Origin of the sequence: Pseudomonas bananamidigenes (assembly GCF_001679645.1) — a bacterium.
GTDB lineage: Bacteria > Pseudomonadota > Gammaproteobacteria > Pseudomonadales > Pseudomonadaceae > Aquipseudomonas > Aquipseudomonas bananamidigenes.
The window spans coordinates 57052-69904 of the sequence record NZ_LRUN01000036.1; the positions used below are offsets into that span (position 1 = coordinate 57052).

At 61.5% G+C, this 12853-nt stretch carries 9 protein-coding genes and 2 pseudogenes; 5 read left to right on the top strand and 6 right to left on the bottom strand.

All coding sequences use genetic code 11. The features are described 5' to 3' along the window. The first annotated feature begins 54 nt into the window (after positions 1-54). Positions 55-825: a ParA family protein gene (locus tag BBF94_RS13385; protein ID WP_065259497.1), complete on the top strand. Its 771-nt coding sequence runs from the start codon at positions 55-57 to the stop codon at positions 823-825. A gap of 130 nt (positions 826-955) precedes the next feature. On the opposite strand, the gene trxC is transcribed toward BBF94_RS13385, so the two are convergent. From trxC to BBF94_RS28430, 6 genes and pseudogenes are all read right to left on the bottom strand, one after another. Continuing rightward, positions 956-1390, bottom strand: coding sequence for a thioredoxin TrxC (gene trxC, locus BBF94_RS13390; protein ID WP_065259498.1), 435 nt, complete (start codon positions 1388-1390; stop codon positions 956-958). An 81-nt stretch (positions 1391-1471) separates the two neighbouring features. Further along, entirely contained in the window at positions 1472-2935 is a 1464-nt protein-coding gene (gene selO / locus BBF94_RS13395; protein WP_065259499.1) for a protein adenylyltransferase SelO, read from the bottom strand. A 48-nt stretch (positions 2936-2983) separates the two neighbouring features. Continuing rightward, a complete protein-coding gene (gene mscK / locus BBF94_RS13400) occupies positions 2984-6337 on the bottom strand; it encodes a mechanosensitive channel MscK (protein ID WP_065259500.1) in 3354 nt (1117 codons plus the stop codon). Between the two features lie 34 nt (positions 6338-6371). Continuing rightward, complete coding sequence (locus BBF94_RS13405) at positions 6372-8114, bottom strand: potassium/proton antiporter (RefSeq protein WP_065259501.1); 1743 nt, start codon at positions 8112-8114, stop codon at positions 6372-6374. A 234-nt stretch (positions 8115-8348) separates the two neighbouring features. Further along, positions 8349-9221, bottom strand: a complete 873-nt coding sequence (locus BBF94_RS28425) for a methyl-accepting chemotaxis protein (protein ID WP_404820943.1) — start codon at positions 9219-9221, stop codon at positions 8349-8351. Positions 9222-9251: 30 nt separating this feature from the next. Then, a pseudogene (locus BBF94_RS28430) lies at positions 9252-10001 on the bottom strand (MCP four helix bundle domain-containing protein); the annotation flags it as partial. Positions 10002-10252: 251 nt separating this feature from the next. Between BBF94_RS28430 and BBF94_RS13415 the strand changes: the two are divergent. The 4 genes and pseudogenes from BBF94_RS13415 to BBF94_RS28550 all read left to right on the top strand — a co-directional run bounded on the left by BBF94_RS13415 (position 10253) and on the right by BBF94_RS28550 (position 12820). Continuing rightward, complete coding sequence (locus BBF94_RS13415) at positions 10253-10483, top strand: hypothetical protein (protein ID WP_065259503.1); 231 nt, start codon at positions 10253-10255, stop codon at positions 10481-10483. After that, on the top strand, positions 10480-10782 hold the full coding sequence (locus BBF94_RS13420; RefSeq protein ID WP_065259504.1) for a cell division protein ZapA: 303 nt from the start codon (positions 10480-10482) through the stop codon (positions 10780-10782). The genes BBF94_RS13415 and BBF94_RS13420 overlap by 4 nt, the downstream gene beginning before the upstream one ends. 145 nt (positions 10783-10927) lie before the next feature. After that, positions 10928-11953 (top strand): annotated as a pseudogene (locus BBF94_RS28545) (cache domain-containing protein); the annotation flags it as partial. A gap of 135 nt (positions 11954-12088) precedes the next feature. Then, complete coding sequence (locus BBF94_RS28550) at positions 12089-12820, top strand: methyl-accepting chemotaxis protein (protein WP_455430438.1); 732 nt, start codon at positions 12089-12091, stop codon at positions 12818-12820. Positions 12821-12853: the final 33 nt, after the last annotated feature.

Genomic DNA, 12853 nt, shown 5'->3' on the forward strand with positions numbered 1-12853 from the left:
GCAGGGCTGGGCGACACTACACTCGGTCATTCTTTGATACACGGAGGTTTTGTCATGCGGCGCGTGGTGTTCAATCAGAAAGGTGGCGTGGGCAAATCCAGTATCGCCTGCAATCTGGCGGCGGTCAGCGCCAGCGAGGGTTATCGCACGCTGTTGGTGGATCTCGATGCCCAGGCCAACTCCACTCAGTACCTGACCGGGCTTACCGGTAATGACATTCCGATGGGCATCGCCGATTTCTTCAAGCAGACCCTGTCCTCGGGCCCGTTCTCCAGAAAGAACCAGGCGGATATCTACGAAACGCCGTTCGACAACCTGCACATCATCACCGCGACGGCAGAGCTGGCTGATTTGCAGCCCAAACTCGAGGCCAAGCACAAGATCAACAAGCTGAGAAAGTTGCTGGATGAATTGGGCGAAGAGTACGACCGGATCTACCTCGACACGCCGCCAGCCCTGAATTTTTACGCGGTGTCGGCGTTGATCGCCGCTGATCGGGTATTGATTCCCTTCGATTGCGACAGCTTCTCGCGCCAGGCGCTGTACGGTCTGATGTCGGAAATCGAAGAGCTCAAGGATGACCACAACGAAGGCCTCGAAGTCGAAGGCATCGTGGTCAACCAGTTCCAGGCCCGGGCCAGCCTGCCGCAGCAGATGCTCGATGAACTGATCGCCGAAGGTTTGCCGGTGCTGCCGGTGTATCTGGCCAGTTCGGTGCGCATGCGCGAATCGCACCAGGCCAGCACTCCGCTGATTCATCTCGATCCGCGACACAAGCTGACGCAGCAGTTCGTCGAACTGCACAACTTGCTCGAAGACGCCTGATCGTCTGAGCCAACACAAAGAACTGTGGGAGCGAGCCTGCTCGCGATAGCGGTCTTTCATTCAGCACATTTGTTGAATGAGCAACCGTCATCGCGAGCAGGCTCGCTCCCACAGGGAATATGCGTTTTGATCAGATACCTTGGCTACGCAGCCACGCCATCAGTTGCGGCAGCGGAAACGCGCCACTCTGACGCGCCACCTCACGGCCGTTCCTGAACAGGATCAGGCTCGGAATCGAACGGATTCCCAACTGCGCCGACAACTGCTGATTGGCCTCGCTGTCCAGCTTGGCCAGCCGGCACTTGCCCGCCAGTTGCGCCGCCGCCTGCTCGAACACCGGCGCAAACGACTTGCACGGCCCGCACCAGTCCGCCCACACGTCCACCAGCAACGGCAGATCGCCCTTGATCTGACTGGCGTAATCGCCCTGCCTGAGTTCGAAAGGCTTGTTCAACAACACCTCGGACTTGCAGCGCCCGCATTTCGGGTGGTCGCTGAGGCGCTCGGCGGGGATGCGATTGAGGCCGTTGCAGGCGGGGCAGGGGATGAGGAGTGGGTCGGTCATGATCAGCTCAATGAATAAAACGGGATCGTACGACTGATCTGGAGCCGTACGGATCGATTATCAAGGTTCAGTCGTTCCTGCTTACGACGAACAACTGATCTCCAGATGCTTGCCCCACTCCGGCGGCCGCTCCGCATAACTTTCCATTCCGGGCTGTTCCTCGAATGGCTTGCTCAACACCGCATGCAGCCGGCGCACCTCTGAATAGTCACCCTGTTCGGCCGCATCGATCGCCTTCTGCGCCAGGTAATTGCGCAGGATGTACAGCGGATTCACCGCGTGCATCCGCGCTCGGCGTTGTTCCTGATCGGTCGCGCCATCCCGTGCGACGCGGTCGACATACCGTTCGCCCCACGCATCGAAACCTCGAATATCCACAAAGTCATCGCGCAGCCGGGCAACCGCCTGTTCTGCTGATTCTTCGCCCAGACGACGGAAGAACAGCGTGTAGTCGACGCCGCTGTTTTGCATCAGTTGCAGCAGTTGCTCCAGCAGTTGCTGGTCGTCGTCCTCGGCTGTGGTCAAGCCCAGACGACGGCGCATCAGGTCGAGGTAATGGGCCTGGAACAGCGGCAGGTACAGGCCGAGGGTTTCGCGCAGGGCTTCGACGCTGATGAATGGCGTCAAGGCCTGAGCCAGGGCACTGAGGTTCCACTGGCCGACGGGAACCTGATTGCTGAAGGAGTAACGGCCTTGATCATCGGAATGGTTGCAGATGAAGTTCGCGTCGAAGTCGTCGAGGAAGGCGAACGGGCCGAAGTCGAAGGTGATGCCGAGGATCGACATGTTGTCGGTGTTCATCACCCCGTGGCAGAAACCGTAGGCCTGCCATTTGGCGATCAGTTCGGCGTTGCGCTCGACGATTTCACGGAACATTGCCAGATAGGGTTCCGGGTGTTCCAGGCACTCGGGGAAGTGCATTGCCAGCACGTGTTCGCCGAGCTGCTTCTGCTGCTCGGGCCGCTTGGTGTAATAGAAATATTCAAAATGCCCGAAGCGCACGTGGCTCGGCGCCAGACGCAGCACCATCGCGGCGCGTTCCTGCTTTTCACGCCACACCGGAGTATCGGAACCGATCACGCAGGCGGCGCGTGAAGACGGAATGTTCAGCGCATACAGCGCTTCGGACGCCAGAAACTCACGAATCGACGAACGCAGTACCGCACGACCATCGCCCATGCGTGAAAACGGCGTCTGTCCGGCGCCCTTGAGGTGCAAGTCCCAGTGCTCGCCCGCATCGTTGTAAACCTCGCCCAGCAATAGCCCGCGACCGTCGCCCAGTTGCGGGGTGTAACCGCCGAACTGATGCCCGGAATAGACCATCGCCCGCGGCTCGGCGTCGGCCCACAACTTGTGGCCACCGAACAGTTCAGCGAATTCCCCGGTGTCGGCCGACGCCGGATCCAGATCCAGCAGCTCCAGGGCCGCCGGGCTGGCGACCACCAGCCGCGGATTGTCGATCGGTTCGGGCAGCACATGGGCCGAGAACGCGTCGCCCAGGCGGGCGAAGCGGTTGTCGAAGGTCAGTTCGTCGAGGGCTTTCAAGGGCCGGCTCCAGCAGAATGTCCGAGCATTCTGCTGGGAATGGCCGGGTTAGTCGAGTTTGGCCGGCGGCGGCTCTTGCAACGGATTTTGCTCGTCGCTGTTCGGGGCGATGGCTTTGCTGTCGTCTTCGACCGGCACCAGTTTGTATTCCTGGCCGTGAAGGTTCTTCAGGTAAACCTCCATCTGCCGGAACGAGATGTTGATGTGCTGTTTCTTGAACTCGCGGTTGATGAAGCGGTTGACCTCGTCGATGACCGGATTGCGGTCTCCGAGGTCGCGCACGTGCATGCGCAGCTCGTGGTCGAGGGTGCTTTCACCGAAGTTGAGGAAATATACGTGCGGTTCGGGTTCTTTGAGCACGCGCGGGTTTTCCCGGGCGGCCTTGAGCAGCAGTTCCTTGACCAGATCCAGGTTCGAGCCGTAATCGACACCGAGTTTCAGCGTCACGCGGGTGATGGTGTCGGTCAGCGACCAGTTGATCAGTTGGCCGGTGATGAACGTCTTGTTCGGGACAATGATGTCCTTGCGGTCGAAGTCGGTGATGGTCGTGGCGCGGATGCGGATCTTGCTGACAGTGCCCGACAGGTTGCCGATGGTGATGGTGTCACCGATCCGCACCGGGCGTTCGAACAGGATCATGATGCCGGAGATGAAGTTCGCGAAGATCTCCTGCATGCCGAAACCGAGGCCGACGGACAGCGCCGCCACCAGCCATTGCAACTTGTCCCAGCTCACGCCGAGGGTCGACAGGGTCGAGACGAAACCGACCCCGGCGATCACGTAGGACAGCAGTGTGGTTGTCGCGTAGGCGCTGCCCTGGGCCAGGTTGAGTTTGGACAGCACGAACACTTCCAGCAGGCCCGGCAGGTTGCGTGCGAGCGCAAAGGTGATGCCGATGATGATCAGCGCGCCGAGCATGTCGCCGATGCTGATCGGCACCATGCTCATGTTGGCACCGGTGCCGCTGGTGTATTCGTAGAGGGTGATATTGTCGAGGTACGAGAACACCGTGATCAGGTCGGCCCAGACCCAGTACAGCGCGGCGATGAAACCGCCGAGCAGCGCCAGGCGAATCAGGCGCAGGGACTGTTCGTTGACCTTCTCGATGTCCAGGGTCGGTTCTTCGATCACCGCTTCGCCGTCGCCCGCTTCTTTCGCTGCCTGACGCTTGGCCAGGGCGCGCTGGTAGGCCAGACGCCGGGCGGCAACCGCCAGACCGCGGACGAACGTGGCTTCGATCACCAGCCAGAACATCAGCAGATACAGGGTGTTGATCAAGCGGTCGCTGAGTTTCAGTGCGGTGTAGTAGTAGCCGAAGCACACCGCGACGAACAGCGCGATGGGCAGCAGGGTGAACATGATTCCCACGGCCTTGCGGAACAGCGAGGCGTTCTCGTGGGTCGGGCTGCTGATCAGCAGGCGGCTGAGCAGCCATGCCATCAGGGCGTAGCAGGTCAGCACCACCGGCATGCCCAGCACGTCATCGGCCAGCGCCGCCGGTTGCAGTTCGGCCACCGCCACCACGGCCACGAGCGCCATCACCACCAGACCCAGACGACGCACCCAGCCCTGAAGGAATTCGACCTGCGGTTTCTCCCAGCGGAAGTGCAATTCGGCCACGCCGCCGGGTGCGAGGATCCGGTACGCGGTGTAGAACACCAGCCATGCCTGGCCCATTTGCAGCAGGGCTGCGCCCATGTTGGCGTTCTGGCCCCGGGCATCGATCTGCAGTGCCAGCCCGCACAGCGCCAGGCCCAGTGCCACGGGCATGGCCAGCAGGATGTTGATCAGAATCGCCTGCGGCGTGTGCCACTGGCTGTCGCGCTTGAAATGGCCGATGTCCTGATGAACCTTGTTCAGACGGGCATACAGTTGTTTGCGACGCCACAGCAGTGCACCGATCAACAGCGCCAGAGGCAGGAACAGCAGCGGACGCTGAGTCAGGCCGTCGGTCAGTTCGCTCAGGCTCGAGGCCAGCGGCAGAGTGTCGATCTGGCGTTTCAGCCGTTCCGGCACGCCGCGAATCCATTCAGTGTCCAGCGGCTTGTTGCTGGGAATCCAGAACATCTGCTCGTCGAGGGTTGCGCGCAGGCTTTGCGCAGTGCTCAGCAATTGCTTCTGGTTCAGTTGCAGGGTGATCGATTCATTGAGCATTGCGCTCAGTTCGCGACTCAGCCGTTCCAGCAGATCGATGCGGGTGTTGGCCAGCTCCAGCAGACTCTTGCGCAGTTGCGGCGTGACTTGCTCCGGTGGCTGGGTGGACAGCAGATTGTCGACGTAAGTCGCCGGATTGCTCAGCAGTTCGCGTTGCTGGTTGATTTCGAACTGGTACAGACGAATGTCGGCGATCTGGTCTGCCAGGTCACGGTCGACCTTGAGGCGCGGCAGCGCCTGCTTCTGTTTGTAGAGAATCTTCGACAGCAACAGACTGCCCTTGAGCACGTTGATCTGTTCGTCGAGGGCCGAGTCGCTCTGGGTCACGCTGTCCAGTTGCTGCTTGGTCTGCAGATTCTGCTGGGTGAGCTGGTTGAGACGGTCGGTGCTTTTGAGCAGATAGTCGGAAAGCTTGAGGTTGGCCGCGCTTTCAGTGGCCAGCAGGGTGCTGCTGCCTGACTTCTGTGCCTCGATCGATTGCTGCGTCACCGTTTCCTGAGACAGGGTCAGGCGCTTCTGGTTGATCAGGGTCTGCAGTTCCTGAATCTCATGGTCCAGACGGTCGGACTTTTCCGTGAGCAGGTCGTGCTGGCTGTTGCCCAGGTCCTGCAACTGGTTGTTGCCGGCCAGTTCCTGGCGGCGCAGCGGGATCAGGGCATTGAGCGCGGACAGTTCGGCATTGAGCAGGTCACGTTGCTCGGCGCTCAGGGTCTTGCCGCTGTCCTTGCCTGTCTTGAGGATGCCGTTGATCTGCTGGATGCGGGTCTGGCTGGTGGAGATTTCGGCCTGTGCCCGCTCCGGTCGGGTCTGGGCGGTGATGATCAGGCTGTTGGCGTCCGCCAGGGCCTTTTGCAGATCGCTTTGCTGGGTCGAACGCTCGGTGAGTATCTGCTCCAGCTGCTGGATGCTTTCCTTGGTGAAGCGTTGCGCCACCGGCACCACGGCGGTGGCCTTGAGTCGTGCCAGTTCGCGGGTGTTTTCGATCGTCTGCTTCGGCGCGGTGGCCAGCAGTTGCTTCAGATCACTCAGTTTCTGCTCGTAGTCACGGCGGTTGTTGAGTTGGTTCAGGGTGTTTTGAAGCTGCGTCTGCAGGGTCTTCTTGTCAGCCTCGGGCAGCTTGCTGTCGGCGATCTTGTCCAGATTGGCCTGCACGGCATCGCTGGACGGCGGTTCGGCGGCCTGCAGCGGGCCGACAGTGAGACTCAGGCCCAGCAGGGCCGCGACGAAAAAGGAGCGCAGGGTAGGCATAGAGACCGGTCAAGCAAGTGAGGGTGGACGCAGTTTAGAGGAAGAGCCCGGGGCCCGGGCGACTTCCTTCGGGGAATCTGACGCCCACTTTGGCGATCTTGTTCCCGTCCATGACCGCGACCGTCCAGTGGGTGTTGTTCCATTCCACCTGGTCGCCGACGATCGGCGCGCCGCCGACTTTCTGGGCAATGAAGTGGCCCAGGGTCATGTCCGGATCGATACCGTCGGCCGACAGGCCGTAGAGGGCGGCAACCGCTTTGAGCTGGGCGTCTCCTTCGAGCACGAAGTCGCCGAAGAAGCGCAGATCGAGGCCCCGTTGCGGTGCCTGGCTGAACAGTTTTCCGAGGGCCGGCAGATTGTGTTCATGGCCGATGACACACAGCAAGTCATCGACTTCAAGCACCGTACTACCCGACGGATGGAGCAGTTGCTGGCCGCGAAACAGGGCTGCGATACGGGTGCCTTCGGGCATTTTCAGCTCTCGCAGGGGCGAACCGATGCACCATTTCTCCGCGCCGAGCTTGTAGACGAACAGTTCCCACTCGCTGGTGATGTGCACTTCCAGGGCCGAACGGGAGATCGGTGCAGGCTCCGGTGGCACCGTCACCTTGAGCAGCCTGGCCACCCACGGCAGGCTTGTGCCCTGCACCAGCAGCGACACCAGCACGATGAAGAAGGCGAGGTTGAAGTACAGCTGCGCATTCGGCAGCCCGGCCATCAGCGGGAACACCGCCAGAATGATCGGCACCGCGCCGCGCAGGCCGACCCAGGAAATGAAGGCCTTTTCGCGACCGTGGAAAGCCTTGAACGGCAGCAGCCCGACCACCACCGACAGGGGCCGTGCAAACAGAATCATCCACAGTGCCAGCCCCAGGGCGGGCAGGGCGATCGGTAGCAGATCGTGTGGAGTGACCAGCAAGCCCAGCACCAGGAACATGCCGATCTGCGCCAGCCACGCCATGCCGTCGAGCATGTGCAGGATGCCGTGGCGGCTGCGCACCGGACGGTTGCCGATCACCAGACCGCACAGGTAGACGGCAAGGAAGCCGCTGCCGTGCAGAGCGTTGGTCAGGGCAAACACCACCAGACCGCCGGCGATCACCAGGATCGGATAGAGGCCGGTGGCGAGGTTGATCCGGTTCACCAGTTGCAGCATCAGCCAGCCGCCGCCGAGGCCGATCACGCCACCGATGCCGAACTCGCGGATCAGGTGGGTCAGCAGGCTCCAGTGCAGGCCGGTCTGGCCGCTGGCGAGCATGTCGATCAGGGTCACGGTGAGGAACACCGCCATCGGGTCGTTGCTGCCGGATTCGATTTCCAGGCTGGCGGTCACCCGCTCGTTCAGGCCCTTGCCGCCGAGCAGCGAGAACACCGCCGCGGCGTCCGTGGAACCGACGATGGCGCCGATCAGCAGGCCCTGAATCAGATTGAGGTCGAACAGCCACGCGGCGGCCATGCCGGTGAGGCCGGTGGTGATGAGCACCCCGACCGTGGCCAGCGACAGGGCCGGCCACAAGGCCACGCGGAAACTCGATACCCGGGTGCGCAGACCACCGTCGAGCAGGATCACCGCCAGCGCGAGGTTGCCGACCAGATAGGCCGTCGGGTAGTTATCGAAAATGATGCCGCCGCCATCGACCCCGGCGGTCATGCCGACCGCGAGGATGATCACCAGAATCGGGATGCCGAGGCGCGACGAAAGGGAACTGACAAGAATGCTCGCACCTACCAGCAACGCGCCGATCAAGAACAGGCTGTTGATGGTCGTCGCATTCAAAGGCAGTACTCCGGAAGCGGAAAGACGGGCGCAAACTGACCATGCAGTCTGCGTGCCAGCGATTCTAACCTGTTGAAATGTGATGGTGTCAAAAAGCTTTTTCAGCTTTGCGCAAGATCGTTCCCACGCTTCGCGTGGGAATGCCTCAATGGACGCTCTGCGTCCGCTTTTGGGACGCGGAGCGTCCCGGGCTGCATTCCCACGCGGAGCGTGGGAACGATCAACGCGGAGGGGTTAAAGGCTGAACCGCCCGACCATACTGTTCAGATCCAGCGCCAAACGTGACAGCTCGTTGCTGGCCGCACTGGTCTGATTCGCGCCGGTCGCCGATTGCACCGACAGGTCGCGGATGTTCACCAGGTTGCGATCCACTTCCCGTGCCACCTGCGCCTGTTCTTCAGCGGCGCTGGCGATCACCAGGTTGCGCTCGTTGATTTCGACGATGGCGGTGTTGATGGTATCCAGCGACAGACCGGCACCACGGGCGATGTTCAGGGTCGACTCGGCGCGCTCGGTGCTGTTGCGCATCGAATCCACGGCGTGTTCGGTGCCGCTCTGGATGCTGCCGATCATGCGCTCGATTTCGCTGGTCGACTGCTGGGTGCGGTGCGCCAAAGCACGGACCTCGTCAGCCACCACCGCAAAGCCGCGACCGGCTTCACCGGCACGGGCCGCTTCGATGGCGGCGTTGAGCGCCAGCAGGTTGGTCTGGTCGGCCAGACCGCGGATCACGTCCAGCACCTTGCCGATGTCCCGGGACTCGTTGGCCAGATCGCCGATCAGGGTTGCGGTGCTCTGTACGTCGGCGCTCATGCGTTCGATGGCGGCGACGGTTTCCTGTACCAGATCGCGACCGTCGCCGGCGGAAGTGGTGGCGTTCTTCGAGGCTTCCGAGGTGCTGACTGCGTTGCGCGCGACTTCTTCCACGGCGCTGGTCATCTCGTTGACGGCAGTGGCGGCCTGCTCGATTTCGTTGTTCTGCTGGGTCAGGCCACGGGCGCTTTCGTCGGTGACACTGTTCAGCTCTTCGGCGGCGGACGCCAGTTGGGTGGCCGAGCCGGAAATCCGTTGCAGCGTGTCGCGCAGTTTCGACTGCATCTTGGCCATGGCGGCCAGCAGGCGCCCGGCTTCATCGGTACCGTCGACATGGACGGGCCGGGTCAGGTCGCCTTCGGCGATGGTTTCCGCTGCATCCAGCGCCTTGGCAATCGGCTTGGTGATACTCAGGGTCAGCAGCCAGGCGAAGAGCAAGGTCAGGCCGGTAGCGATGACCAGCAGCGTCACGACCAGACTGAAGGCCGTCGAGTATTGCTCGGCGGCTTGCTGATTGGTGTTGCTGATCTGTTCGCCGTTGATCTGCATCAGACGGTTGAGCACGGTGTTCATCGCTTCGGAATTGTCGAGCAACTGGGTGTTCAGCAGGTTGCGCAGTTCATCCACCTGATTGTTGCGCGAAAGGGTTTTCATCCGGTCTTCGATCTGGCGGTACTGGCTCAGCAACTGCACGTATTGATCGTAGGCCGCGCGCTCCTGGGCGCTGCTGATCAACGGCTCGTAGTCCGCCTGCGCCTTGCGGATCTGCTGATTGCGCATGTCCAGCAGCTCGACGGTTTTCTGCTGGATATCCGGCTCGCGGTTCACCAGCAAACGGTAGGACAGTACCCGCAGACGCAGGGTCAGCTGCGTGAATTCGTCGAGGTTCTTGATGCTTGGCACGCTGCTGGTGGTGATGTTCTCGGCGGCGCCGCGGATCTTGCTCATCTGGTTCAGGGCGAAGACACCGAGAATCAGCATCAGGCCGCCGATCAGGGCGAAACCGGTGAACGCCCGGGGGGCGATGTTCATATTGCGAAGGGACATGGTGCGATTACCAGGGAAGGGCCGCATCCGTGCGGGCTGAGACTGCTGTTGGATGACTTATCGGTCATACGACTAAAGTCTTGAGGCGGTGCGCGTATTTGTCGCACCGGGGGCCGGGCGACGAAGTGCGGGAACCCAATTGGCAGATCACAGTCTCTAACACTCGCAGGAAGGGTCGACTGCCAGGAAAATCAAGGCTTTGCGCCGGTTTAACCCTGGCATCCACGACGACTTTTCTTTATCGTACGCGCCCTTTGAAAAAGCCCTGGAAGATCAAAATGTTGGAAGCATCCCTCAGCCAATTGGAACAGCTCGTCAGCGATCTGGTGCAACAGAACCAGACCCTGTCGGAAACCAACCAGACCCTGTCCACGGAACTGGCCCTGGCCAAGGATGAAAACGAAAGCCTGCAACTGAGCCTGATGGAGCAGGAAGAAAAACACGGCGCCACCGCCGCACGCATCCAGGCTCTGGTCGATCGCGTCAACGCAGGCCCTGTCAGCGCATGAACCACGGCACCGCAGGGGTAAAAGTCATCTCCATCATGGGAGAGGACTATTCGATCAAGGCACCGGCCGGGGAAGAACAGACCCTGCTGGACGCCGCATTGATGCTCAAGGCAGCGCTGGCCGACACCAAGCGCAAATACCCGACGCTGATCGGCGACCGTCTGCTGGTGCTGGCGGCGATGAATCTGTGCTCGCAGCAGATTGAAATGAAGAAACAGCACCAGCAGGAACTCGAGCGTTACCAAGAGCAAGTCAGCGCCACGGTCGAGTCCATCGCCAAGACCATCAATCAGGGTTGATGGGGCTGCGCACAACCAAAGAATAAGATTGTCGATTGCGTTGTATACAATCGGCACGGCTGTTGCAGTGTTTCAGCCTCTTATTCTTTGGGGGTGCTCCATGCAGTTCTGGCGTCGCAGTATTCAATGGCAGCTGATCCTCGGCATGGGCACCGCCCTGCTGGTCAGCATCCTGATCGTGGTTGGCATTTATACCCTGGTGGTCAACCGCCTCGCCCAGCGCTATCTGGTCGAACAGGCGTTGCCGTCGAGCATCGAAGCGACGCGCAACGACATCGAAAGAATCCTCGTTCAACCCCTCACCGCCGCCAAGGACATTGCCAGTAACACCATGGTCCGCGATTGGCTGGCCAACGGTGAAGATTCGGCCAAAACAGCCGGCTTCGCGCAGTATCTGGAGGGCATCCGCGCCGAACACAGGGCGTTTACTGCGTTGATCATCGGCACCGACTCCAATCACTACATCACCGAAAAGGGCCTGGATCGCACCCTCAGCCGCACCAAACCGGCCGATGCCTGGTTTTACTCGTTTCTCGACAGCAATCAGTCGCGCACTTTGAACATCGACAACGACGGGGCCACCGGAGAGCTGGCGCTGTTCATCGATCTGAAGGTCGAGCAGGCCGGAAAAGTGGTGGGTGTCGCGGGGCTCGGGCTGAGCATGAAAGAGCTGTCCGAGCTGATTCACAATTTCAGCTTCGGCGAGCGCGGAAAGGTCTATCTCGTGCGTTCCGACGGATTGATCCAGGTTCATCCCGAGGCGCAGTTCAGCGGCAAGCGCACCCTCACGGAGCAGATCGGTGCCAGCGCGGCGCAAGCGGTCATGGGCCACAAAGTGGCGACCAGCAGCAGCTTCCAGCGCGACGGCGAAGACTTTCTGGCCTTCAGCCTGCCCTTGCGCGACCTCGGCTGGACTTTGGTGGCCGAAGTGCCGCGGTCGCAGATCTACGCCGAAGCCCGGCGGGCAATGTGGATGAGCAGCGGCATCGGTCTGGCGGTGGCGCTGGTTTGCCTGGCGCTGGTTATCTGGCTGGCTCAGGGATTGGTGCGACCGATTCGTCAGGTAACAGCTGCACTGGTAGCAATCGGTAGCGGTGGTGGAGATTTGACCCATCGGTTAGATTCCAGCCGCGCCGATGAACTGGGCGACCTCGCTCGCGGGTTCAACCGTTTCCTCGACAGCCAGCGCGGGATGATCGGCGAGGTGCTGACCACCAGCGAGCGTCTGCGTGTCGCCGTCGGCCAGGTGGCCAGGGTTGTGGATAACACCGCCGAGCGCTCCGGGCGCCAGCAGGAAATGACCGACATGGTGGCCACTGCGGTTCACGAAATGGGCCTGACCGTGCAGGAAATCGCGCAGAACGCCGGCCATGCGGCGCTGGCCTCGCAAACGGCGCGAGATGAAGCGATGCAGGCGCGGGAAGTGGTCGGTGGTTCGATTCGCCATATAGAAAGCATGTCCGATGAAATCGGCGTCGCGGCAGGTGCCGTGGGTGAGCTCGCGCATCAGGTAGCGTCGATCGATCAGGTACTGGCGGTGATTCGCGGTGTTTCCGAGCAGACCAATCTGCTGGCATTGAACGCGGCGATTGAAGCGGCGCGGGCCGGGGACATGGGCCGTGGGTTTGCGGTGGTGGCGGACGAGGTGCGGACGCTGGCGCGCAGGACCCAGGCGTCTACCGACGAGATCCAGCAGATGATCGGCAGCCTCAAGCAGGGCGCAGAGAATGCGGTGTCATCCATGCGCACCGGTCAGGCTGCGACGGGGACCGGGGTTGAATCGAGCCAGCGTACCGGCGCCTCTTTGACGGCGATTACCGGGCAGGTCGAGCGCATCAGCGACATGAACCATCAGGTGGCGACGGCGACCGAAGAGCAATCGGCGGTGACCGAGGAGATCAACCGCAACGTGCAGGGGATTTCCGATCTGGCCCGGGCGACGGCGGGGGAAGTTCGGGCCTGCCGCGAGGATTGTCAGATGTTGCAGCGACTGGCGGATGATCTGGCGCGGCAGATGGGTGGGTTCAAACTCACCTGATTAATGCGGCGCCCGTGATGGCGCCATCGCGAG